Source organism: Vandammella animalimorsus (assembly GCF_002288875.1).
Classification (GTDB): domain Bacteria; phylum Pseudomonadota; class Gammaproteobacteria; order Burkholderiales; family Burkholderiaceae_C; genus Lampropedia; species Lampropedia animalimorsus.
This window is the reverse complement of sequence record NZ_NTBH01000005.1, coordinates 178,621-202,318: the sequence shown is the minus strand read 5'-3', so window position 1 is coordinate 202,318 and position 23,698 is coordinate 178,621. Positions and strand designations below refer to the sequence as shown.

Annotated in this window: 23 protein-coding genes; 15 read left to right on the top strand and 8 right to left on the bottom strand. The window is 66.0% G+C overall.

Translation table 11 applies throughout. The features are described from left to right. Positions 1 to 23 precede the first annotated feature (23 nt). From CLI93_RS09170 to CLI93_RS09140, 7 genes are read left to right on the top strand one after another with little or no spacing between them, the layout of a single operon-like run. Complete coding sequence (locus tag CLI93_RS09170) at positions 24 to 779, top strand: SDR family NAD(P)-dependent oxidoreductase (RefSeq protein ID WP_238945787.1); 756 nt, start codon at positions 24 to 26, stop codon at positions 777 to 779. Continuing rightward, entirely contained in the window at positions 779 to 1,309 is a 531-nt protein-coding gene (locus CLI93_RS09165; protein ID WP_095542297.1) for a TRAP transporter small permease, read from the top strand. The genes CLI93_RS09170 and CLI93_RS09165 overlap by 1 nt, the downstream gene beginning before the upstream one ends. A 9-nt stretch (positions 1,310 to 1,318) precedes the next feature. Then, positions 1,319 to 2,641 (top strand): TRAP transporter large permease, encoded by a 1,323-nt coding sequence (locus tag CLI93_RS09160; RefSeq protein ID WP_238945788.1) that lies wholly within the window; start codon positions 1,319 to 1,321, stop codon positions 2,639 to 2,641. A gap of 28 nt (positions 2,642 to 2,669) precedes the next feature. Continuing rightward, entirely contained in the window at positions 2,670 to 3,812 is a 1,143-nt protein-coding gene (locus CLI93_RS09155; RefSeq protein WP_238945789.1) for a C4-dicarboxylate TRAP transporter substrate-binding protein, read from the top strand. A gap of 9 nt (positions 3,813 to 3,821) precedes the next feature. Next, complete coding sequence (locus CLI93_RS09150) at positions 3,822 to 4,571, top strand: SDR family NAD(P)-dependent oxidoreductase (RefSeq protein ID WP_095542209.1); 750 nt, start codon at positions 3,822 to 3,824, stop codon at positions 4,569 to 4,571. Then, a complete protein-coding gene (locus tag CLI93_RS09145; RefSeq protein WP_095542210.1) occupies positions 4,568 to 6,283 on the top strand; it encodes an FAD-dependent oxidoreductase in 1,716 nt (571 codons plus the stop codon). The genes CLI93_RS09150 and CLI93_RS09145 overlap by 4 nt, the downstream gene beginning before the upstream one ends. A 31-nt stretch (positions 6,284 to 6,314) precedes the next feature. Further along, entirely contained in the window at positions 6,315 to 6,932 is a 618-nt protein-coding gene (locus CLI93_RS09140; protein WP_095542211.1) for a glutathione S-transferase family protein, read from the top strand. A gap of 17 nt (positions 6,933 to 6,949) precedes the next feature. Here CLI93_RS09140 and CLI93_RS09135 read toward each other — a convergent pair whose 3' ends face one another. After that, on the bottom strand, positions 6,950 to 7,387 hold the full coding sequence (locus tag CLI93_RS09135; RefSeq protein ID WP_095542212.1) for an Lrp/AsnC family transcriptional regulator: 438 nt from the start codon (positions 7,385 to 7,387) through the stop codon (positions 6,950 to 6,952). A 149-nt stretch (positions 7,388 to 7,536) separates the two neighbouring features. On the opposite strand from CLI93_RS09135, the gene CLI93_RS09130 reads away from it, so the two are divergent. Further along, positions 7,537 to 8,496, top strand: coding sequence for a DMT family transporter (locus CLI93_RS09130; protein ID WP_095542213.1), 960 nt, complete (start codon positions 7,537 to 7,539; stop codon positions 8,494 to 8,496). Here the strand turns inward: CLI93_RS09130 and yjgA are convergent. After that, a complete protein-coding gene (yjgA, locus tag CLI93_RS09125) occupies positions 8,457 to 9,134 on the bottom strand; it encodes a ribosome biogenesis factor YjgA (protein ID WP_095542300.1) in 678 nt (225 codons plus the stop codon). The genes CLI93_RS09130 and yjgA overlap by 40 nt on opposite strands. Before the next feature lie 115 nt (positions 9,135 to 9,249). Between yjgA and pmbA the strand changes: the two genes are divergently transcribed. Then, complete coding sequence (gene pmbA, locus CLI93_RS09120) at positions 9,250 to 10,665, top strand: metalloprotease PmbA (protein WP_095542301.1); 1,416 nt, start codon at positions 9,250 to 9,252, stop codon at positions 10,663 to 10,665. Positions 10,666 to 10,720: 55 nt separating this feature from the next. On the opposite strand, the gene lnt is transcribed toward pmbA, so the two are convergent. From lnt to CLI93_RS09095, 6 genes are all read right to left on the bottom strand, one after another. After that, positions 10,721 to 12,355, bottom strand: a complete 1,635-nt coding sequence (gene lnt, locus CLI93_RS09115) for an apolipoprotein N-acyltransferase (protein WP_238945790.1) — start codon at positions 12,353 to 12,355, stop codon at positions 10,721 to 10,723. A 159-nt stretch (positions 12,356 to 12,514) separates the two neighbouring features. After that, the gene (locus CLI93_RS09110; RefSeq protein WP_095542214.1) at positions 12,515 to 13,387 is read right to left on the bottom strand and encodes an HlyC/CorC family transporter; all 873 of its coding nucleotides are present in this window, start codon (positions 13,385 to 13,387) and stop codon (positions 12,515 to 12,517) included. A gap of 181 nt (positions 13,388 to 13,568) precedes the next feature. After that, positions 13,569 to 14,306 (bottom strand): GNAT family N-acetyltransferase, encoded by a 738-nt coding sequence (locus tag CLI93_RS09105; protein ID WP_095542215.1) that lies wholly within the window; start codon positions 14,304 to 14,306, stop codon positions 13,569 to 13,571. An 86-nt stretch (positions 14,307 to 14,392) separates the two neighbouring features. Continuing rightward, positions 14,393 to 14,563: a hypothetical protein gene (locus CLI93_RS15150; RefSeq protein ID WP_172424254.1), complete on the bottom strand. Its 171-nt coding sequence runs from the start codon at positions 14,561 to 14,563 to the stop codon at positions 14,393 to 14,395. A 162-nt stretch (positions 14,564 to 14,725) separates the two neighbouring features. After that, positions 14,726 to 15,559, bottom strand: coding sequence for a class I SAM-dependent methyltransferase (locus CLI93_RS09100; protein ID WP_172424255.1), 834 nt, complete (start codon positions 15,557 to 15,559; stop codon positions 14,726 to 14,728). A gap of 353 nt (positions 15,560 to 15,912) precedes the next feature. Further along, positions 15,913 to 17,232, bottom strand: coding sequence for a branched-chain amino acid ABC transporter substrate-binding protein (locus CLI93_RS09095; protein WP_095542217.1), 1,320 nt, complete (start codon positions 17,230 to 17,232; stop codon positions 15,913 to 15,915). A 418-nt stretch (positions 17,233 to 17,650) separates the two neighbouring features. Here CLI93_RS09095 and CLI93_RS09090 point away from each other — a divergent pair, with 418 nt between their 5' ends. The 6 genes from CLI93_RS09090 (at position 17,651) to CLI93_RS09065 (ending at position 23,589) form a co-directional block, all read left to right on the top strand. After that, complete coding sequence (locus CLI93_RS09090) at positions 17,651 to 17,872, top strand: zinc-finger domain-containing protein (protein ID WP_095542218.1); 222 nt, start codon at positions 17,651 to 17,653, stop codon at positions 17,870 to 17,872. An 88-nt stretch (positions 17,873 to 17,960) separates the two neighbouring features. After that, the gene (locus CLI93_RS09085; protein ID WP_238945791.1) at positions 17,961 to 19,301 is read left to right on the top strand and encodes an O-antigen ligase family protein; all 1,341 of its coding nucleotides are present in this window, start codon (positions 17,961 to 17,963) and stop codon (positions 19,299 to 19,301) included. Further along, positions 19,298 to 20,437 (top strand): glycosyltransferase, encoded by a 1,140-nt coding sequence (locus CLI93_RS09080; RefSeq protein WP_238945792.1) that lies wholly within the window; start codon positions 19,298 to 19,300, stop codon positions 20,435 to 20,437. Before CLI93_RS09085 ends, CLI93_RS09080 begins: the two co-directional genes overlap by 4 nt. After that, the gene (locus tag CLI93_RS09075) at positions 20,434 to 21,489 is read left to right on the top strand and encodes a glycosyltransferase family 2 protein (RefSeq protein ID WP_095542219.1); all 1,056 of its coding nucleotides are present in this window, start codon (positions 20,434 to 20,436) and stop codon (positions 21,487 to 21,489) included. The genes CLI93_RS09080 and CLI93_RS09075 overlap by 4 nt, the downstream gene beginning before the upstream one ends. Then, positions 21,486 to 22,529 (top strand): glycosyltransferase family 32 protein, encoded by a 1,044-nt coding sequence (locus CLI93_RS09070; RefSeq protein WP_095542220.1) that lies wholly within the window; start codon positions 21,486 to 21,488, stop codon positions 22,527 to 22,529. The genes CLI93_RS09075 and CLI93_RS09070 overlap by 4 nt, the downstream gene beginning before the upstream one ends. Then, positions 22,519 to 23,589 (top strand): glycosyltransferase family 32 protein, encoded by a 1,071-nt coding sequence (locus tag CLI93_RS09065; RefSeq protein ID WP_095542221.1) that lies wholly within the window; start codon positions 22,519 to 22,521, stop codon positions 23,587 to 23,589. The genes CLI93_RS09070 and CLI93_RS09065 overlap by 11 nt, the downstream gene beginning before the upstream one ends. Positions 23,590 to 23,698 lie beyond the last annotated feature (109 nt).

Below are 23,698 nucleotides of genomic sequence, written 5' to 3'. Positions count from 1 at the left end.
AGCCTAGTTGCAATCGCATGAGCATGTCCCGTCTTTTCATTGTGGCCGGAGGTGCCAAAGGCATTGGCGCTGCCATTGGCACGCTACTGGCGGCGCGAGGCCATCGCGTGGCCATTGCTGACATTGACACAGACAATGCCGCCCGCACCGCCCAGTCAATGGGCACCGACCATGCGGCCTACCACGTCGATGTCAGCGATGAAGCCAGCGTCACCCGCTTGTTCGACGCCGTACAAAAGCAGCAAGGCCGTATCAGCGGGCTGATTTGTGCGGCCGGCCTGCTCATCTTGCCCAATGGGCAAAGATCCCCCATTGAAAAACTTGAGTTGGAAGATTGGGAACGTTCCTTTGCTGTGAACACACGCGGGGCATTTCTGTGCAGCCGGGAATTCTTGCGCCGCTTCAGTGCCATGCCTACGGCGCACGGCCGAGTCGTCTTTCTAGGCTCTGTCGCAGCCCAGCTTGGCGGTTATCGCTCCAGCGCGGCATACATCGCCGCCAAGGCCGGGCTGATGGGCTACGCCAAGGCCTATGCCCGCGAAGTCGCCCATCTGGGCATTACCGCCAATTGCATCGCCCCTGGCCTGATCGACACCGACATGCTGCGCAACACCATTGCCAGCAGTGGCGATCTTGACAAAGCCGCCAACAGCATTCCGTTGGGCCGCATCGGCAGTGTCGAGGACGTGGCCGCCGCCGCGGCCTATCTGGTATCGGAAGAGGCCAGCTATCTCACCGGCAGCGTCATTGACGTCAATGGCGGCTACAGGATGCAATGATGCTGAGCAAGCTGATTCACTTCCTGGCCCGGCTGCTCATGGCCTTGGCCGGCCTGGCACTCATGCTGATGATGCTGCATGTCACGCTGGATGTGGCCGGAAAGTATCTCTATAAGCGCCCCGTGCCTGGCACGGCCGAGGTCGTGGCCGCCTACTACATGATCTCGGTGGTTTTTCTGCCGCTGGCCTGCATTGAGCTGGATGGGCGTTCCATCGTCGTGGAAATGTTGTACGACCGCTTGCCTGGCCAGTGGCAGAAGCCTTTGGATTTCATTGCCAGTGTCATTTCGCTGGCGTTCTTCGCATTTTTGACCTGGCTGGGCATTGGCTTGGCGCAAGAGGCCTGGCAGGTGCAAGAGTACGTCGATGGCCTGTGGCGCATCGTCGTCTGGCCCAGCCGTTTTCTCATCCCCATCGGCATGGGCGCTGCCACGCTGGCCCTGCTGCTGCGCCTGGTGCAACAACTGCGCCCAGGCCATGGCCGCCAAGCCTGTGCCAGCCAGCCCTCCGGCCGAAAAACCGCGCAGTGAGGCCCAACCATGGACTTGGATCGCTCAACCGTTGGCCTGATTGGCGTCGTGGTGACGCTGCTGCTGGTATTTGTCCGGGTGCCTATTGGCGTGGCCATGGGCGCGGTGGGCGTGTGCGGCATTGCGGCCTTGACGTCCTGGAATGCCGCCATAGGCATTTCCAAGGCCATCCCCTACGAAATCATTGGCGACTGGAATCTCTCAGCCGTGCCCATGTTTTTGCTGATGGGCTACATCGCCACCGCCGCGGGCCTGACCCAGGGCCTGTTTGCCGCCACGCGCATCTTCTTTGGCAGGGTGCCTGGCGCGATGGCCTCTTCCACGGTGATTGCCAGTGCCTTGTTTTCCTCTGCGGCAGGATCGAGTGTGGCCACTGCAGCGGCCTTCTCGCGCATTTCCGTACCGGAAATGCTCAATGCCCGTTACGACCCGGCGCTGGCCACTGGCACCGTGGCTGCTGCCGGCACACTGGGTTCGATGATTCCGCCCAGCGTGCTGATGATCGTCTACGGCATCCTTGCCGACGTTTCGATTGCGCAGATGTTCATGGCCGGCTTGGTGCCCGGTTTGCTCACGGCGTTCATGTTCATTGCCTACGTGACGCTGCGCGTGCTGCGAAATCCATCCCTGGCTCCACCGGATCCAACACGCTACGACGCAGCGGCCAAACGCCAGGCACTGCTGGACGTCTGGCCCTTGCCCGTGCTCATTCTCGGCGTGCTCGGCGGCATCTTCAGCGGCTTGTTCACCGCCACCGAAGCCGGCGCCATCGGTGCGGCACTGGCTTGCGTGATTGCCGCGCTCAAGCGGGCCATGCGCTGGCATGTGATGCGGCAAGCGCTGCGCGATACGGCCGAGGGCACGGCGTCGATTTTCATCATTGTGGTCGGCGCGGCCATCTTCTCGCGCTTCATGTCCTTCAGCCAATTGCCTGGCGCCATGGCGCAATGGATGCTGTCCATGACGGACAGTACGCTGGCCATGATTTTGGCCATCAGCCTGATCTATCTGCTGCTGGGCACCGTGCTGGAAGGCATTTCATTGATGCTGCTGACCATCCCCTTGCTGCTGCCACTTCTGGAAGCCGCAGACGTGCACATGGTCTGGTTTGGCATCCTGGTCATCAAATTGCTGGAAATCGGCCTATGCACCCCGCCTGTGGGCATGAACGTCTACGTCATCAAGAGCGCCCTGGGCCAGCGCGTGCCGCTGGGCACGATTTTCCGTGGCGTTGGCGGATTCATTCTTGTGGATTTGTGCACGCTGGGCCTGCTCATCGCCTTCCCGCAGATTGCATTGTGGCTGCCCACCAGCCTGGGCACTGCAACTTGACTTTGCCAACCCACTCAGGAGAACGTCCATGCCACCACGCCGCGCTCGCCACACCTTGCTGACATTGGCCATGGCCCTCTGGGCCACCACCAACAGCCATGCGCAACAGGTCCAAAACATCACCGCCACCAACTGGATGGCAACCAGTCATGTGCTCAATCGGGAGAACTACCAAAAGTGGGCACAGGACGTCGCCAAGGAGTCGGGCGAGCGCATGAAGATCGAAGTGCATTCCTCAGGATCCCTGGTGCCTGCACGCACGACCATGCAAGGCGTGCGCGACGGCGTGGCGGCCGTAGGCATCGTCTACCCGCCCTACACGCCTTCGGAGTTCCCGCTCAACAACGTCCTTAACGATTTGGTGTTCGTCTCCGACGACGACATGGCTGCAGCCTTTGCCTATACCGAGCTCAACCTCAAGAACGCTGCATTGCAAGCCGAATGGCGCAAGAACGGCGGGCTGTTTCTCGGCGGTTACTCCACTCCCGTCTACAACCTGCTGTGCAGCCGCAAAACCATCCGCGACGTCAACGATGCCCAGGGGCTGAAAATCCGCACTGCAGGCGGCGCGCAAAATGCCTGGATCAAAGCGCTGGGCGCGATCCCAGTGTCCGTTCCTTCGTCCGACATCTACACAGGCCTGGAGCGCGGCTCCATCGATTGCACGATGAGCGATCCATCCAACCTGGGCACGAGCTACAGGTTCTGGGAAGTCGCCAAAACCGTCACTCGTCTGCCCATGGGCGTCGTGGTTGGCGCTAACTACGTCTTCAACACCAAGGACTGGAAGTCCTATAGCGACGAGCAGCGGCGCATTTTGATCGACACCATTGCCTGGGGAATTGCGCGCTCCCAGGTGGGCTACCACAACGAAGTGGAAATTGCACTGAAGGGCGCGCGCGAGCGCGGCCTGGAGATGGTCGAGCCGTCTGCCGCCCTCAACGAAAAGCTGGTGCAATTTAAACGCGATCTGGCCAAGAATTTGCCGCAGCAGGCCATGCAGGAGAGAAAGGTCGCAGACCCTACGGCGCTGATCCAGGACTACCTGAGTGCAGAGCAGAAATGGAAGCAGCTGTTGCAAGGCATCGACCGAAGCAGCGCCGAAGCCGTGCACAAGGTACTGAGCGACAACCTGTACCAGCAAATCGACTCCACCAGCTACGGCCTGTGAGCCCCGGCCATGCCTGCGCAGCACAACTCGCCCGGCGAGGCGCCAATTGCTCTTGTGACCGGTGGGGCCCGTGGCATGGGGCTGGCCACGGTCGAGCGGCTTTGCGACGATGGTTTTCAGGTCATCTGGCTGGATCGTGATACTCAAGCCGTGGCTGCTGCAAAGGCACAGATGGCGCATCACAAACGCCATATTCCTTGCGTGCTCGACCTGAGCGATGAAGCCGCCATACGCACATTCGTGCGCTCCCTGCCACCAATCCAGGCCTTGGTCAATAACGCTGGCCTGTTCACCGAACGCAGCTTCGAGCAGGTCAGCACCCAAGACTTCGAGCAGGCCTATCGCATCAACCTGATGGCCGCAGCCATATTGACTCAGGAAGTCGCCCGGTGCATGCCCGATGGCGGGCGCATCGTGAACATTGCCTCGCGGGCCTATCTCGGGGCGCGCCACCACCCACACTACGTCGCCGCCAAAGCCGCGCTGGTGGGATACACCCGCGCCTGTGCCATGGAGCTGGCGCATCGCGACATTCTGGTCAATGCCATCGCCCCTGGCCTGATCGACACCCCCATGCTGCGAACGCTATCACCCGAGCGTCTGGCCCAGCAATTGGCCCTTCAGCCCACGGGAAAGGCAGGCAGTCCGAAGGACATCGCACAGGCGGTTGCATTCCTGGTCTCGCCGCGCACTCGCTTCATCACTGGCCAGGTGCTGATCGTTGACGGCGGCAAGTCGCTGGGCGGGAGCCTCGCATGAAGGATGCGATCTCGCCAAGCAACTGGGATGTGATTGTCGTTGGCTCGGGTGCGGGGGGCATGGCTGCAGCCATTGCCGCCAAGCGGCATGGGCTCTCGGTACTGCTGCTGGAGAAACACCACCAGATTGGCGGCAGCACTGCTTTGTCGGGCGGCGCCATCTGGGCTCCGCTGAACGATCACAGCGCCCAGGCTGGCCACCCCGATGACCCACAAGCGGTGCGCCAATATCTGGATCAGGTCGTGCAGCGCGCCGCCGAACCCGCCTTGCGCGAAGCATTCCTGCAGGCCGCGCCCCAGGCCATGCGCGCCCTGCAACAAGCAGGGCTGCAATTGAAAGCCCGCACTTATTGCCCCGATTACTACCCAGACCTGCCAGGCGCCGGCATGGGCGGTCGCACGCTGGATCCAGCCGAATTCGACGCAAGGCAGCTGGGCCAACGATTCAACGAGCTGCGCGACCCATTGGCCCAGTTCATGGTGCTCGGCGGCATGATGGTTACCCTGACAGACGCTAAAAACTTGCTGTCCGCAACCCGCTCATGGACGGCGTTCAAGGCCTGCCTGCCCTTGCTGCTGCGCTATGCCAAAGACCGTCTGCAAGGCCACCATCGCGGCACTCGCCTGGTGCTGGGCAATGCCCTGGCCGGACAGCTGTTTGCCATGCTTCTCAAACACCAGGTCGACTATCGCTTGAATACCAAGGTGCTGAAATTGCAGCGCAGCTCAGGCAACACCCGCATTGACCACGTCCTGGCGCAATGTGATGGACAAGTCGTCGCACTGCATGCCCGCCACGGCATTGTTCTGGCCACTGGCGGTTTTGCTTGGCATGGCGCTTTGCGCACCGAGCACTACCCACAACCCAGCGGGCCTTATTCCATGGCTCCAGAGCAAAACACGGGCGATGGCATCACCATGGCATTGGCCAGTGGCGCCGCCTGGGGCCGCTGCGCCTCCGGGCCCGCCCTGTGGGCACCCGTTTCGCTCTGGCCACAGGCTGATGGTCAGGTCATTCGCTACCCGCACTTGGTCTGGGACCGCGCCAAGCCGGGTCTGATGGCCGTCAACAGTGCGGGCAGTCGCTTCGTCAACGAAGCGACAAGCTACCATGAGTTCGTCCGCGCCATGTATGCCAGCTCTGAGCCTGCCATCCCCGCCTATCTGATTTGCGACCACCACTTCATGGAGCGTTGGGGCCTGGGGTTGGCGCTGCCAGGCGGACGTCCACGCCAGCACCTCATAGAGCAAGGCTATCTGTACCAAGCACCATCCCTGGCAGAGCTGGCCCGCATGCTGGGGCTGCCACCAGCAGCGCTGCAAGCCAGCGCCGCACGCTTTGATGGCTACGCCCAGTCGGGCCATGACCCTGAGTTCGGCAAAGGCGCCAACGCCTACAACCGCTACCTGGGCGATCCGGCCCAGCAACCCAATGCCTGCCTTGGCCCACTGCGCACAGCACCCTTTTATGCCGTCAAGGTCTTTCCCGGCGACATCGGCACCGCACAGGGCCTGGCCATCAATGGCCATGCCCAGGTTCTGGACACGCACGGCCGGCCCCTGCAAGGGCTGTACGCCGCAGGCAACGACGCCTGCTCCGTATTCGGCGGCGAATACCCCGCCGCTGGCATCACACTGGGGCCCGCCATGACCTTCGGCTGGCTGGCAGCACAGCACATGGCCAGGAACCACCCAGGCCCAACGGCTGCCTGATTCCACTTCCAAACCCTCAAGCATCCAATACATGCAAATCTTCTTCTCGCCCTATTCGCCATTTGTGCGCAAATGCCTGATCACGGCCTGGGAGCTGGGCCTGCACGAGCGCATCGAGCTGCTGCCATCCAATGCCCATCCCGTGCAGCGCTCGCAGGCGCTGGTGGCGATCAACCCCTTGGGCAAGGTGCCGACCTTTTATACCGATACGCAGGAAGTGCTCTACGACAGCCGCGTGATCTGCGAATACCTCAATGCGCTGGCCCAGGGGGAGATCTTCCCTTGCCAGCTGGGGCCGCGCATGCAGGCCCTGACGCTACAGGCCCTGGGCGACGGCATGCTCGAAGCCTGCCTGCTGGCCCGTTACGAGGAAGTGGCCCGCCCGGCGGCCTATCAGTGGGCCGACTGGCGCGCCGCGCAGCTGGACAAGGTGCGCAGCGGCCTGGCCCACCTGGAGCCGCAGGCGGCGCAGCTGGCCCAGCGCGTGGACATCGGCACGATCACGCTGGCCTGCCTGCTGTGGTATCTGGATCTGCGGTTTGCCGCATACGGCTGGCGCGGGCAATACCCCCAGCTGGCGGACTGGTACGCGGCGTTCAGTCAGCGCGGCTCGATGCGCCATGAGTGGGCGCTGGCGCCAGGCGGCTGAGCCTGCGCTGCCGGCCATCAAAACGCCGGCAGGCGTCGCGCCACTGGCTGCGATTTGACGATGGCCGAGTGGGTTTCGGCCAGGTGGGCGATGCGTTCGAGGATGTGGTCCAGGTGTTCGATGGAGCGCAGCTGCAGGCGGGCGATGAAGCCGTCTTCGCCGGTGACTTTGTCGCATTCAACCAGCTCGGGGATGGTTTGCAGCAGTTTTTCCACCGCCTTGAGCTGGCCGGGCAGGGGCTTGATGCGCACCATGGCCTGCAGCGTGTAGCCCAGCGCGCGCGGCTCGACCTGCACGGTGAAGGCGCGGATCACGCCGCGATCTTGCAGCTTGCGCAGCCGCTCGGCTGTGGCCGGGGCGGACAGGCCCACTTGTTCGGCCAGGTTTTTGATGGGCAGGCGTGCATCGGTTTGCAGCAGGTGAAGCAGTTGGCGGTCGGTGTCGTCGAGCATCATCGGTTTTTCTGTGGGTTGGCCTTTTTTTCGGATGATTATTTCGCCATTTGCCTTCGATGATGGCTGTTGAATGGGCGGCCTGGCCGATACATTGCCTGGCTTCGTACAGGCTCATTCACACGGCAACAGGCAGCAAGGCGGCAAGGCAAATGAACAACGCAGAGACGGGGCAGCAGGCGCCATGGCGCGGCGGGCTGGAGATGGCGGCGGCGATGACGATCTCCGGCACCATTGGCTGGATGGTGGTGTCCTCGGGCCGGCCGGTGGCGGAGGTGGTGTTCTGGCGCTGCCTGTTTGGCGCGCTGACGCTGCTGCCGGTGTGCCTGGCGCTGGGGCAGTTGCGCCGCACGGCCTGGCCGGGGGCGCGGCAGCTGGCGCTGGCGGCCTGTGCCGGCGTGGCCATCGTGCTCAATTGGCTGCTGCTGTTTGGCGCCTATGGGCGCACGTCGATTTCGGTGGCGACGGTGGTCTACAACACACAGCCGCTCATGCTGGTGGCCCTGGGGGCGCTGCTGCTGGGCGAGCGGCCGGGGCTGGCGCGCTGGCTGTGGTTGCTGCTGTCTTTTGGCGGGGTGGCGCTGGTGGCGCAGGCCCGGCCCGGCGGGGCGGATGGCGCTTATCTGGCCGGGGTGGCGATGGCGCTGGGCGCGGCTTTTTTCTATGCGCTGGCGGCCTTTATCGCCAAGCGCTTGCGCGGCATGCCGCCACAGTTGCTCAGCCTGATGCACACCGTGGTGGGCGTGGCGCTGCTGTGGCCCGCCATGCCGCAGGCCGGGGCCGTGGCGGCAAGCAGCTGGCCCTGGCTGGTTGCTTTGGGCGTGGTGCACACGGGGTTGATGTACATCCTGCTGTATGGGGCCATTCAGCGCTTGCCCACGTATTTGACCGGGGCGCTGTCGTTCCTCTACCCGCTGGTGGCGCTGGCGGTTGATGTCTGGGCCTTTGGCCAGTGGCCCGGCCCTCTGCAGTGGCTGGGCGGGGCGCTGGTGCTGCTGGGGGCGGCGGGCATGGTGCTGGGCTGGCGCTGGCCCCAGCGCCGTTGGGCTGCAAGCCAAGGCCCCATCCAGAATCAGGCCTCGCCCTCTCCATCGCCATCGTCCTCGCGGTAGTGGCGCTGATCTTCGGCCTGCTCGGCCTGGGCGCGGCGGGCGCGGTCGATCCACTGGAACAGCTCGCGGTAGGCCTTGCCTTTGCGCGGCGCCTTGCCCTGAGAGGTTTCGGCGGCAGTGGCCGCAGGGCTTTCCTTGCGGGCCTGGCGGATCAGGCTGCGCAGTTGCTGCACGTCACCAGCCGGGTAGTGCTGCAGCCATTGGGTGAGGGCCTGGTCGTCGGCCAGCAGGCGCTCGCGCCATTGCTCGGCTTCGTGCAGGGCCTGCTTTTCTTCGGCGCTGCCGCTTTTCTGGATGTCCAGCGCGGCGCGGATGGCGTCGATCTCGGCGGCGTCCAGCCGGCGCATGAGCTTGCCCACGTATTGCATCTGGCGGCGCCGTCCTTCGAAGTCGCTGATGCGCCGCGCCTCCTGCAGGGCTTCGCACAGCGCATCAGGCAGGCTCAGCCGGGCAAACAGCTCGCTGCGCAGCCCCAGCAGGGCTTCGCCCAAGGCCTGCAGCTCATGGCTTTCGCGCTTTTTGTCGCTTTTGCTGACTTCGCGGCCTTTGAGCTCGGCCTTGAATTGCTGGTCCTCTTCGCTGCCTGCGGCAACAAAGTGGCCGCGCACGAAATAACCGCGTGGGGATTTTCTCTGCATGGGTTGGAATGGGCGCCTGGCCCGCTCAGGGCCAGGGAAGGTCTGCACGATGACAGCGGCCATGGAAAATGGAATGGGCCGCCTCTGGGCGGCCGCAAGTATCATACCGGCCATCATGAAGCCAGTCTCCCGAAACCGCTCTTCCCGCGCGCGCGCCGCGGCCCGTCAGGCGCAGCCCGCGCAGCTCTTTTCCTACACCCGCGAGCAATTCCAGGCCTTGGCGCACCAGGCGCTGGCCGAGGCCAAGAAGCTCGGCGCCACGGCCGCAGCGGCCGAGGTTTCCGAAGGCTCCGGCCTTTCTGTCAGCGTGCGCCAGGGCGAGCTGGAGACGGTGGAGCGCAACCGCGACAAGTCGCTGGGCGTCACGGTGTTCATCGGCCAGCGCCGAGGCAATGCCAGCACCTGCGATTTCTCCGCCGCGGCCGTGGCGCAGACGGTGCAGGCTGCCTACGACATTGCCCGCCACACGGCCGAGGATCCGCACGCGGGCCTGGCCGATGCGGCCGATATTGCTGCGCCAGGCACGCATTTGGAGCTGGATCTTTGCCACCCCTGGATGATCGACAGCGAGGCCGCCGCCGCACTGGCGCTGCGCTGCGAGCAGGCCGCTTTCCAGACCAGCGGCCAGATCACCAACAGCGAGGGCGCCAGCGTCTCGGCCCAGCATGGGCATTTTTATGCCGCGCACACCAATGGCTTCGAGGGCGGCTACGCCAGCTCACGCCACAGCCTGTCGGTGGCGCCAATTGCGGGCAAGGGCGCGAACATGCAGCGCGATTATTGGTACAGCTCGATGCGCGACGCGCGGCGCCTGGCCTCGCCCGAGCGCATTGGCCGCTATGCGGCCGAGCGCGCGCTCTCGCGCCTGGACAGCCGCCGCATCGCCACACGGCAATGCCCGGTGCTGTTCGAGGCGCCGCTGGCCGCTGGCCTGCTGGGGGCCTTCACGCAGGCCATCAGCGGCGCGGCGCTGTACCGCCAGAGCAGCTTCTTGCCCGATTCGCTGGGCCAACAGGTCTTCCCCGAGCACATCGAGATCGAGGAAAACCCCTTTCTGCTCGGCGGCAAGGGCAGCGCCCCCTTCGATGCCGAAGGCGTGCGCGTGGCGCCGCGCCACGTGGTGCGCGATGGCCGCGTGCAAGGCTATTTCCTCAGCAGTTACACGGCGCGCAAGCTGGGCATGCGCAGCACCGGCAATGCCGGCGGCTCGCACAATCTGTGCCTGAACTCAACCCAAACGCAGTCCTGCGACGATCTGCCGGCCATGCTGCAAAAGTTGGGCACTGGGTTGTTCGTCATCGAGCTGATGGGCCAGGGCGTCAACGGCGTGACTGGCGACTATTCGCGCGGCGCCAGCGGCTTCTGGGTCGAGAACGGCCAGATCGCCTTTCCGGTGCAGGAGATCACCATCGCCGGCAACCTCAAGGACATGTTCATGGGCATCGAGGCCGTGGGCGCCGATGCCTATACCTATGGGGCCAAGACCTGCGGCTCGGTGCTGATCAACCGCATGACAGTCGCCGGCGGCTGAGCGCCCCTGAAATGCCCCCAATGCCAGCGCCGTGCGATGTCTGCATCGTGCCGCATCAGGCCATGCGCGGCAGGCGGCGCATCACGATCGGCACCAGCAGCAACATGCACAGCGCCAAGCCCCACAGCGGCCACAGGCCGGCGTGGCCGGCCCAGCGCGCATAAGGGGTGATGCTGTCGGCCTCGCCGGCCTGGCCCACGCCGCGCACCTGGCCACTGAGCACCTGCACGCTGGCGCGCTCGGCCCTGGCCTGCACCTGGCCGCGATGATCGATGATGGCCGTGGCGCCGGTATTGGTGGCGCGCACCATGGGGCGTTCAAGCTCCAGCGCGCGCATGCGGCTGATGTGCAGGTGCTGGTCGATCACCACGCCATCGCCAAACCAGCCGATGTTGCTGAAGTTGACCAGCACGGTGGGGGCCTGGGATGGGTCGGCAAAGCGCCGCGCCAGCTCCTCGCCGAACAAATCCTCATAACAGATGTTGGGCGCGAAGCGCTCGCCCTGCCAGGCAAATGACGGCTGCACCGGCAGGCCGCGGCTGAAGCTGTCCAGCGGGATGTCCATCAGGTCGTTGAACCACTGGAACATTGGCGGCACGAATTCGCCAAACGGCACCAGGTGCGACTTGCTGTAGACGTAGTCCGGCTCGCCAGGGCGGATGCCCGCCACCGAGTTGGTATAGCCCGAGGCCGCATCGCCCAGCGGCAGCCCTGTGAGCAAGGCCTGCTGGCCGCTGCGGTAGGGTGCGGTGACGACCTCCAGGTAGCTGCTGGGCAAATCCCGCTCCAGCACCGGGATGGCGGTTTCCGGCGCGATGACCAGCGACTCCTTGCGCTCCAAGAACTGGCGCCCGTACCAGTTGAGCGAATCCATGACGCCGGTGCTGGGGTCGAACTTCTCGGCAATCGGGATATTGCCCTGCAGCAGCGCCAGCCGCACCGGCGGGCGCTGGGCCAGCGCAGCATCGGCCTGGGCCCATTGCGCCGCCTGCCACTGGCCGCCGTAATGCAGGCCTGCGGCCAGCGCCCCCAGCCACAGCAGCGGGGACAGCAGCCGCGGCGCGGACACCGGCAGGCGCGCCACATGGATGAAACGCCCAAAGATATAACCAGGTACAGCCGCCAGCGCCAGACCGAGCAGTGCCGCAGCCAGCGCCGCCACGGCGCCGATGCCGTACACGCCCACCCAGCGCGCCAGCGGCGCCAACGGGCCATCGACATGGGCATAGCCAATGGCCCCCCAGGGAAAGCCCGTCAGCCACTGACCACGGGCCAGCTCGGCCAGCGTCCAGCAGGCGGCAAACACCACGGCACTGCCCAGATAGCCATGCACGCGCGCATACCAATACAGCACGGCGGCCACGCCGTAATACAGCGCCAGCGCCCCAGCCAGCGCCGCCACGCCGGCCCCGGCCAGCGGCGCAGGCAGGCCGCCGAAGACGTGCATCGAGGTGTACAGCCACGCGAACGCCGCGGCCAACCAGCAAGCAGCAAACCACCAGCCGCGCCAGGCGGCCTGCCAAGGGCTGCGACTGCCATCAAGGAACAGGAAAAAGCCCCCCAGGGCCAGCAGCTGGGCCCACCAATTGGGCTGCCCCTGGGCATCGGCCAGGGCCCAGGCCTGCAAGGCGCCCAACAGGGGCAGAAAGAAAAAAGCCGCCAGGCGGTCGGGTCGGAGCAGGCGCAGCATGGGTGGTGCAAAAGAAGATGGGGAGTGCCACTGCGGCAGGATGCGATGCGCGCAATGGTAGCGGGCCCGGCGGGGCCGCCATTACATATCGTCACAATACTGCAAACCGCGCGCTGGGCAGGCGCGGGGCTGTTGCAGGGCGGTGTGCCAGCGCGGCCCTCAGCCCTGCTGCGCCGCCGGACGCGTGACACGGAACCAGCGGATGGCGCCGCCCTTGGCGTGCAGCACGTCGAAATGCAAACTGGCCAGCGTCACGCTCTCGCCACGCGCCGGCACATGGCCCAGCACGTGCGCCACCAGCCCGCCGATGGTTTCGAGCTCGTCCTGCGTATCGGCCTCAGGCAGTGTGACTTCAAAGTACTCCTGCACCTTGCCGATGGGCGTGTCGCCGCGCACGCGCCAGCTGCCATTGGCCAGCGCGTAGATTTCGCCCAGATCTTCGGGCTCATCGAACTCATCCTCGATCTCGCCGACGATTTCCTCCAGCACATCCTCGATGGTGATCAGCCCGGAAGTGCGCCCGAACTCATCGACCAGGATGGCCATGTGGTTGCGATGCAGGCGGAACTCGCGCAGCAGATCGTTGAGGCGCTTGGTCTCGGGCAGCAGCAGCGGCGCGCGCAGCAGCGAGCGGATGTTCAGCTCGGGCGCGCGCTGCAGCTTGAGCAGGTTCTTGGCCAGCAGCACGCCGATGATGTTCTCGCGCGAGCCTTCATAGACTGGAAAGCGCGAGTGAGCGGTGCGGATCACCGTGGCCAGCAGCTCTTCATAGGGCGCATCCACATCCAGCATGTCCATGCGCGAGGCAGCCACCATGGCGTCAGCGGCAGTCATGGACTCCATGCGGATGACGCGCTCGAGCATGATGCGCACCTCAGGTTTGATGGTGTCTTGCTCTTCTGCAGCGGCAATAGTGTCGATCAGAGCCTGCGGCGTAGCCGGCGGCGGATAGAGCAATTGGGCGATGCGCTGGCGCAGACTGCGCTTTTCTTCTTTTTCGTTGGCGCGCGCGGGGGCGTGGTCAGACGTCACGAAAGCAATGCACCCGCAAGGGGCGATGGTTGGACACAGGGCGCAAGCATAGCCGAAGTCGCCCAAGAGCGACCAACCAAGCCGGCTGCAGCCACGCGCCCTGCGCCGCTACAGGTCAATGCAAGGGCGACCCCGGCTGCCATTGGCTGCCGGGGCCATCGCACTGCTGCGCCATGCGCCTTCAATCCTGCTTCTGCGCTGGCGCAGCGTCTGGCTCCTGCTCAGGCACAGGCCGAGCCTCGGGCTTACGGTGCATGCCCATGCCCCAGAGGTTGTCCAGAAAGGACTGGAACTGGTAGGCCTGCACCTTCATGCGGTAATCAAATTCGCCGATTTGATCCTCGAATGCCTCTGTCAGGCGCGAGTTCAGATTGGGCTTGGGCAGCTTCAAATAGGCCTCGGATTCGCTGCCCTCTCGGTGCACTGTCGCGCCCGCATTGCGCGCAATCTTCAGCATGGGCGCGTTTTCACTGAGGGCATGGATGTACATGGTCTCCACCCCCTCATTGCGCGCATGCATCATGGCGCGGTCGTAGAGTTTGGCGCCCAGGCTGCGCCCACGGTACTTGCTCAGCACCGACACGCCAAACTCCGCCGCGCGCGGCTTGCCCGGCGTGGGCGGGTCGAACGCCAGGTGGGCCATGGCGATCAGCTCCAGCTTGCGGTTGTGGATGCCGTAAATCTCATCACGCTGGAAATCCAGCCCCTCCACATAGCGGCGCACCTGCGCATCCGAGGCCGGATAGCCAAAGCGCAAATAGCGGTCGCGCTCGGTCAGGCTGAGCAAATGCTCCAGGATTTGCTCGCGGTGCGTCGGCCCCAGCGCACGAATCGGTATGTGCAGGGGCTGCAACGCACGCCGCTCCTTGGCATCGCCAGGAGCCGCCGAAGAGGGGGGTGACTGTTTCGTGTCGATCATGGCTGGTACACAAAGGTCGGGTGGATGGATGGGGCGGCGCAGGTGCAAGGCTGTTCAGAATCTCTGCTCGGTGGGCAAGCGCCCGTTCAAGCCGTCTTGCCCCAAGCGGCTTCTGCAACACATTGCAAAGAATGGCCGGGAAAACCCTCTATGCAAAGAGCATCAAATGCAATATAGGGCGCATGGCCGATCAATGCAACGACGCGCATTTTGGTTGACAGGGCAAAACGGTTGCTTGCGCCGCTGAGCATCGGCATAGGCCAGATGCGATAGAGACGCTACGACCGAGCACAAAGGCAGGAGGGCAAGTCTGCACGAAGCCCGCAGCTGGCGATGGCGCTGCGCCCTGAGCAGCAGCGAAAATGTGTCGCGCAGCAGACTGCCCGGACCGGGCCGCCAGACCCGCGCCGCTGCGGCGCCTATGACTGCAGCGTCACATGCACCATGCCCGGCATGTTGTCCCGGGCCCATGGCCAGGCCCGCAGCCATTGCAGGTACCAGGCAGGCCAGGCGCGGTAATGGCTGTAGCCGATCCAGCGCACCTGCGCCCCAGGGCCCAGCCACTGCCTGATCTGCGCAGGCACGGCGCTGGCGCCTATGCCCCAGCGCATGGCCGGCACCCGATAATGGCTGGTTTTCCAAAGCCCGCCGGGGCTTTGCGTCAGTGCCGCCACCCAGGGCGGCACCACGTCGAACATGAGCTGCAGCGGCGCAGCGCCAGTGCTAAAGCGTGCGGCGACGGCCTGCAGCAGGCGCTGCACCTGCTGCTCGCTCAGATACATCAGCATGCCCTGGGCGCTGATAAAAACGGGCTCCTGCGCATCCACCAGTTCCATCCATGCCGGGTTGCAGGCATCGCCGCGCCAATGCTCCAGACGGGGCGCAGCCGATGAGCCAGGGACGATGAAATGCTCGCGCAGGGCGATGGCCTCGGGCGTGTCGATGGCCAGCCAGCGCACCTGGCCGTTGTCCAGCCGCAGGCACTGGGTCTCCAGGCCGCAGCCGAGCTCGACCACAGTGCCTGTCGGGTACTCTTGCAGCCAGTCGCCGATGACGTCATCGAAGGCCTGTGCCCGCGCCGCGTGCGAGGAGTCGGGCGGGCCAAAGTGCCGCTCGAACGGATAGTCGATGGCCGCGTAGATGCGCTCGGCATGTGGGTCGCGGAAAAACGCATCACCGCGCAGCGATTCGCTGGCGCGATTGTGCAACGTCCACAGCATGGTTTCGGGCACAGCCTGGAGGTGAACGCGCATGGGCATCGTGGGCTACTTTCGCAAATGACAAGCCAGCCATGCTGACTTGTGTGCGGCAGCATACCCAGGCCCATGCCTGGCAGGCAATGCGGCCTTACCCTCAGAGTTTGGATGGCCACAAGGCGCGCTCAGAACCTGTTCAAAATCTCGGTGCGAGCGGGCAAGAAGCGGTTTGGGGTGGGCTGCAAGGCGCAAAACGCAGCCATAGCTGGGGCTATGGCGAGGCTTTGCGGGCGCAGCAAAGCGCCCAAATCCGCTCTCTTGACCGCCGTGCAAAGATTTTGAACAGATCCTCAGAGCTCGCTCATGCCCGAAGCGAGGGGCCGCTGCGAAGTGCGGCCCAAACTGCCCCTTTACTGGGGCCGCTGCATGCTGCAGCGGTGCGGCATCTGGGCCTGCTCGGGCGTGAGGGTTCGCACGACCTCGAAGCCATAGCCCGAGCCCTCGACGTCAAAGGGCACGGCCTCGCTGCCGGCTTTCTGCATGCGCCCGACCACCAGCGGCTGCTGGAACTGGTGATCGGCCGCGCGCATTTGGCCGGCCTGGCCGGCCAGCTCCACCTGCAGACCTTCCAGGGCCTGGGCCACGGCCGCCGGCTCGGTGCTGCCGGCCTTTTCCATCGCCGCGGCCAGCGCCTCGATCAGCAGCTGCATGCGCATGTGCACATAGTCATCAGCGGGCTTGGGAAAGCGCTCGCGGAAGGACTGATAGAACGCGCGGCTGGCCTGGCCCGGTTTGTTGGGCAGCCAGTCGGCCACGGCAATGACCTTGCCGATGCCGGCATCGCCAATGGCCGCTGGCGCGCCCAGCGCATTGCCGTAGAAGGTGTAGAAACTGCCGTCAAAACCCACTTCGCCAGCGGCCTTGATGAACAGCGTCAAATCGTTGCCCCAGTTGCCGGTGACCACGGCCTGCGCGCCGCTGGCCTTGATCTTGGCGCCGTAGGGTGCAAAGTCCTTGATGCGGCCCACGGGGTGGTATTCCTCGGCCACGATCTCGATGTCCGGGCGGCGCTCGCCCAGCTGGCGGCGCGCCTCGCGCAGCACGGCGTGGCCAAAGCTGTAGTCCTGACCGAACAGATAGACCTTCTTGATCGCCGTGTCCGCCTGCAACACATCCATCAGCGCATTCATGCGCATGTCGGCATGGGCATCGAAGCGGAAATGCCAAAAGCTGCACTTTTCATTGGTCAGCGCCGGATCGACGGCCGAGTAGTTGAGAAACAGCATGCGCTGCTGCGGAGTGCGCTGGTTGTTCTTTTCCACTGCGTTGAGGATGGCCTCGGCCGTGGCCGAGGAATTGCCCTGCAGCACGTACTGCGCACCGGCATCGCGCGCCGACTGCAGCGCCGCCAGCGCCTCGTCGCTCTGGCCCTTGCTGTCAAAGCGCAACAGCTGCAGCGGGCGCTTGCCGCCTTGCTGCTCAGGCAGGGCCACGCCGCCGCGGGCGTTGACGCGCTCGACCGCCCAGGCCAGGTTGCGAAATACCGCCTCGCCGGTGTTGGCAAACGGGCCCGAGAGGCTTTCGACCAGGGCCAGGCGGATGGGCTCGCCCTTGGGCTCTGCGGCAGTGGCGGCATGCGCCCAGGCAGGCCATGCCGCACAGGCTGCGAGCAGGCCGCCCAACAGCCAGCGCCGGGGGTTGGACTTCGGGGGGGAAATCTGTTGTGTCATTGCGTGTCCTTTGGCAAAGCATTCGACAAGATGGCGCATTATCCTTGGGCGTTTTTGCTCATTTGAAAGCATTCCATGTGCATGCACGCAATGAAAAAGAGGGGGATTTTCCGAACTTTTCAATGAGTTAAAGAAAGTTGCTGCAAGCAGCATCTTTCTACGCTGAAATCTCCACTCTGGGCCAAACTTTCCAGCCATGCCGCCACGCATTGGCAAAACTGCAGATGAACTGGGCCAATCCGCCATGCTTTGAACAGGCTTTTGCGGGCTGCCCTCAAAATCGCCTCGCATAGATTGGGATGGGCTGCAAGGCGCAGTGACGCTGCGATTCATGAAGACCTTCCCAAGGGCGCGGCATAAAATCCGGTTTGCGCCGGGCACTGCCCAGGCTTTTTTGTTTTGTCTGACCACCCCCTCTATGAGCCACGCATCCTCCTCTACTGCTTCCAGCGTCGAATTGCTGGCCAAGGACCTCAATGAAAACGGCGGTGTGTTCTGCCCCAGCCCGGTGGCTGGCATGCCGCTGTGGAACCACCACCCGCGCGTTTTCCTGGACATCGCCCACACCGGCCAGGCGCGCTGCCCTTATTGCGGCACGCACTACCACCTCAAGGCGGGCGAAGTGTTCCGCGGCCATTGAGCTGCGCCCTCCCCAGCCGCCGCGTGTGCGCCGCCCTTGCGGCGCGCCATGTTGGCATCTGGGGCTGCAGCGCCACCAGGGCTTTGCCGTGCCTGCAAGTAGTACAAGTATTTCCCCCTCCTGGCCCCAGCGCCTGAGCAGTGCGGCGGTCTTCTTGATCCCCGCACTGGCGCTGTGGCTGCCCTCGGGCTACTCCTGGGGCGCGGCGCTGCTGCTGCTGGGTGCGCTGTGCAGCCTGCAGCATTGGTCGCGCATGCCGGTCGATGCATCCACGCGCTGGCTGGCCGCAGCCATGGTGCTGATGGGGCTGGTGTGGATTTTCCTCTCCGACCCGGCCGAGGGCCTGGGCCGCTGGGATCGACCGATCAAATTCCTGCTGGCCCTGCCCTGCCTGTTCTTTGCCGCCGCCTACCCGGCCAATCCGCGCGCCTTGTTCTGGGGCGTGCTGCTGGGCTGCCTGGGCGCGGGCGGCATTGCCCTCTGGCAAGTGTTCTTACTGGATTACTGGCGCGCCACGGGCACGACCAATGCCATCCAATACGGCAATCTGGCTCTGCAGCTGGCGGTGATGCTGGCGGCGTTGAGCTGCGGCACGCTGCTCACGCGGGGCCGCTGGGCCAGGCCGCAGCAACGCGGCCTGATGGCTTTGGCGATGCTGGCCATACTGGCCGGTTGCATGGCCTCGGTGCTGTCGCTCTCGCGCGGCGGCTGGCTGGCCTTGCTGTTGGCGCTGCCGCTGGCCCTGGCGCTGGCCAAAAATGCCCGCCCGGCGCTGGCGCTGGGCCTGGGCGGCGCCTTTCTGGCGTCAATGACCATGGTGGTCGTGGCCAAGCCGCACATGCTCAACGAGCGCTGGCAGCGCACCGTGGGCGAGGTGGCCCAGTTCGAAGCCCGGCACGGGGCAGACAGCTCCATCGGTCAGCGTCTGGAACACTGGCGCCTGGCCTGGGACATGGGCCTGGAAAAACCGCTGCTGGGCTGGTCGTTGCCGGGCTACATGCAGGAGAAGCAGCTTCGCGTGCAGGCTGGGCAATACCGCCCCTCCATCCTGCAATACCAGCATGTGCACAACGAAGTGCTGGACGTGTTCGTCAAGACTGGGCTGGTGGGCGTGGCGGTGCTGGGCTTTTTCTATCTGGTGCCGCTGTGCGTGTTTTGGCCGCAGCGCGGCAACCAAGCGCACCATGACGACGGCGGGTCACGCCTGCAGGCGCTGCAGGCCCAGCAGCGGGCCCTGGAGCTGGCCGGGCTGAGCCTGCCGGTGATGTTTGCCGGCTACGGCATCACGCAGGTGTTCTATGCCCACAACAGCGGCATCATGTTCTACCTGTTCATGACCATTGCGGTCTGGAGTTGTCTGCGCGGCGTGCGCCAGCAGATCGTCCAGCTCACCGCCAGCGGGCCGGTCGCACCGGCAGCCACGCCGTGAGCACACCGCATCGCCCCAGCCCTGGCGTGCGCCCGCGCGTGCTGCACTTCGTCACCGGCGGCTTTTCCGGCGCCACGCAGGTGGCCATCGACCTGGTGCGCGCCCACCTGCACAGCGGCCAGTTCGAGCCCCGGCTGGTGCTGCGCCGCAAGCGCCAGACGCCGCCGGACAAGGTGGCCGCACTGCGCGCGCAAGGCCTGCCGGTGGACGTGGTCAGCGGCTGGAGCCACTGGGCCACGATCTGGCAGCTGCGGCGCATCTGCCTGCAGTGGCCGCCCGACATCCTGGTGGCGCACGGCTTCAGCGAACACCTGTGGGGCCGCTACGCCGGGCTGTGGGCCCAGGTGCCGCTGCTGGTGCACGTGGAGCACAACAGCCGCGAACGTTACACCCCCTGGCGGCTGGCCCAGGCGCGCTGGCTGGCGCGGCGCACGGCCTGCATCATCGGCTGCTCCCAAGGGGTGCGCGATAGCCTGCTGGCCCTGGGCTTCGCGCCGGAGAAAACCATCGCCATCCCCAATGGCATTGCGCTGCAGCCCTATGCCCAGGCCGATGCCCTGCCGCTGGCCCAACGCAGCCCAGGGCTGGTGATGGTGGCGCGCTTTGCCCGCCAGAAAGACCACGCCACCTTGCTGCACGCGCTGGCCGCGCTGCGCCAGCGTGGCCTGCAGCCTACGCTGTGGCTGGCCGGCGGCGGCAGTCAGCGACTGCAGCGCCGCGCCCGGGCCTTGGCGCAGCAGCTGGGCCTGGGTGAGCAAGTGCAGCTGCTGGGGCGCTGCGACGACGTGCCCAGCCTGCTGATGGGGCAGCGCATTTGCGTGCTCTCCAGCCACTACGAAGGCATGCCGCTGGCGCTGATCGAAGGCATGGCCGCCGGCTGCGCCGTGGTCGGCTCGCGCGTGCCAGGCATTCAGGAGGTCATCGCACATGAGCGCAACGGCCTGTTGGCCGCGCCCGGCGATCCGCTGGCGCTGGCCGATGCGCTCGAGCGCCTGTTGCGCGACCCCGCCTGGGCTGCCAGGCTGGCCGCACAAGGCCGCCACGATGCCCAGTCGCTCTACAGCCAGCAGCGCATGCAGGCCGCCTACGAAGCGCAGTTCCTGCAGCTGCTCACCCAAGGCAGGCCCGCACCATGAGAGAGCGCCCCTGGCTGAGTGTGCTGGTGCCTGTCTACAACGTGCAGGACTACCTGGGCGAGTGCATCGCATCGCTGATGGCGCAGCTTGAGGGCGTGCCCGGCGTGCAGGTGCTGCTGCTCGACGATGCCTCCAGTGACGGCTCGGCCGCGCTGGCCCAGCAGCTGCAGGCGCGTTGGCCCGGCGCGCTGCAACTGCTGCGGCACCCGCACAACCAGGGCCTGAGCGCGGCGCGCAACAGCCTGCTGGCCGCCAGCAGCGGCGCCTACATCTGGTTTCTCGACTCCGACGATTTCCTGCAGCCGGGCGCCATCGCCAGCCTGCACCAGGCCATCCAAAGCCACGCCCCGGACTTGGTGCTGTGCGACTTCAGCCTGTGGCGCGCCCAGCCGCGCCTGAAGCACCGCCTGCGCGGCGAAGCCCACCGGCGCAGCTTCCACGGCCCAGCGCGCACCCTGCTGCGCGATCGCACGGCCTTGCTGCAAGGCATGCTGCTGGGCGGGCAAATGCATGCCTGGTCCAAGATCGCCCGCCGTGAGCTGTGGCAGGGCCTGCAGTTCCCGCCCGGGGCCTATTTCGAGGACATGGCCACCATGCCCCGGTTGCTGCTGCGCGCGCGCAGCGCCATCCATGTGCCCGAGCCCTGGGTCGCCTACCGCCAGCGCGCCGGCAGCATTCTGGCGGGCATGAATGCCGCCAAGGCCGCCGACCTGTCGCGCGCGCTGCGCCCCTTCGTGCAGGACTGGCGCCACTGCGCCCAGGCCGAGCCGGAGCTGGCCAGCGACGCCATGCGCTTTGCCATCGCCCATCTGGCAGCACGCAACTACCTGGGTGCGCTGCGCGCCCTGCAGCGCGCCGCGCCGCCACCTGTCCAGGCCCAGGCACTGGCCAGGCAGTTCGCGCAGGACTACCTGGCCTGCAGCCCGCTGCCGCCTGCTGCCCTGCTGCGCGGCTACCTGCGCCGCGGCTGGCTGCTGCGCTACGCACGCACGCGCCAAGCCGTGCTGACCGCCCCAGCCGCTGCACAAGACGCCGCACGAACCACCGCATGAGCGCACCCACCCCCGCCACGCCGCCCAGCGGCCCCCCTGCCAACCAGCCAGCCCTGAGTTGGCGCGTGCGCGGCGAGCTGCTGCTGGCGCGCCTGCTCAAGCGCTGGTACGGCTGGCGCCGCCCGGCGCTGCCGCCCTGGCAGGCGCCGCCAGCCCAGCTCTGGCAGATCGGCGCGCCCGCACCGGTCGGGCCTGCGCCAATCCCACGCATTCTTTGGACCTATTGGGACAGCACAGCCCCACCGCCACTGATCGCCCGCTGCCTGGCCAGCTGGCGCCAGCACCACCCGCACTGGCGCATCGAAGTGCTGGACCTGGCCCGCGCCCGTGCGCTGCTGCCCCATTTGCCTGCGGTGCTGCTGGCCGATTCGCCCCAGAAACTGGCCGACTGGCTGCGCCTGGCGCTGCTGCAGCGCCATGGCGGCATCTGGCTGGATGCCAGCACCATCCTCACCGCGCCGCTGGACTGGGTGCTGCAATCCCAGCAAGCGCAAGGCAGCGAATACCTGGGCTTTTACCTGCAGCGCTTCACCACCTCGACCCAATACCCGGTGGTGGAAAACTGGTTCATGGCCGCCGCGCCAGGCAGCGCCTTCGTCACTGCCTGGCAGCGCGAGTTCGACGCTGAAGTCGTGCCGCGCGGCAATACCGGCTACCTGCAGCACCTGCAGGCCCTAGGCTTGTTGCCAGCGCTGCAACAGGCCATCGACGCGCCGGATTACTTGAGCATGCACCTGGCCGCCCAGCGCGTGCTGCAGCGCGACGATGCCCGCTACCGCCTGACGCTGTGGCCAGCAGAAGCCAGTGCCTTTGCCTATCACGTGCAAGCCGGCTGGCAGCGTGCCCGCCTGAAAAAACGCCTGTTTTTCATGCAGGCCGGCCCCGCCGTTGCGCCGCTGATCAAGCTGCGCGGGCCCGACAGGCGCAAGCTCGACCACTACCTGGCCGCCGGCCTGTACCTGCCAGGCAGCCTGGTTGGCCGCTATCTGATGGCGCCGCCTGCCAGCCCTACGCCCGACCACGACGCCCATGCCCGCTGACGCCTTGACCGCACTGCCCTCTGCCGCCCCAGTGGCCGCCGCTGCCCCTGATGCCCTTTGGGCCAGCGCACTGCTGCCAGGCCTGATCGGCTGCGCGCTGCTGCTGGCGCTGGGCGCGGCAGCGCTGGCCCTGTGGCTGCGCCGCCATGCCCGCCTCCAACCCCTGCCAACGCCGGCCGTGCAGCGCTGGCAGGCCGGCCCTGAGACGACGGCCGATGCGGCCCAGGGCCTGCCAGCGCCCATCCCGCGCGTGATCTGGACCTACTGGCACGACGCCCAGCCCCCGCTGGTGGTGCAGCGCTGCATCGACAGCTGGCGCCGCCTGAACCCGCAGCACACCGTGCACCTGCTGCATGCGGACAATGTGCGCCAGTTCCTGCCCGATCTGCCCGAGGCGCTGGCGCAGCTGAACATCGCCAAGCAGACCGACTGGATGCGCCTGGCGCTGTTACAGCGCCATGGCGGCATCTGGCTGGATGCCTCGATCATCCTCACGCGCCCGCTGGACGACTGGCTGCCGGCGCTGCAACAGGCGCAGCGCGCCGATTTCGTCGGCTTTTACCTGGACGGCTACACCACCGCGCCAGACTTCCCGGTGATCGAAAGCTGGTTCCTGGCCGCCCCGGCCGGCAACCCCTTCATCGCACAGTGGCTGGCGCGCTTTCATGCCGCAGTGGTCGAGCAGGGCACGGCCAGCTACCTGCAGACGCTGCGCCAGCAGGGGCGCTTTGCCCAGTACACGCAAAACATTGGCGAGCCCAGCTACCACACCATCCACGTGGTGGCGCAAGAGGTGCTGCACCAGGCCGTGGCCCTGCCCCCGGCGCAGCCCTGGCGGCTGGCGCTGCTGCGCGCCGAGGACAGCGCCTACTGGCTGCACCTGCAGGCGCGCTGGAAGCGCCGCCCGCTCTACGCCCGTCTACTGTGGGCGCGCGGCGATGCCAGTTGCTGGCCTGCGCTGGTCAAGCTGCGCGGCGGCGAACGCAACAAGCTCGAGCCCTGGCTGCGCCGCAGGCATTGGCGCGCCGGCAGCCTGGCCGGGCGCTTTCTGGCCGATTGAAGGCCCGCCGCGCCCCCGCACCGGGACGTGGGGCCTGTGCGTGGTGCCCGGCGGCCGCAGGCACAAAAAAGCACTGCCGCAGCGCACGCCCTGTGCAAAGGGCTGCGCG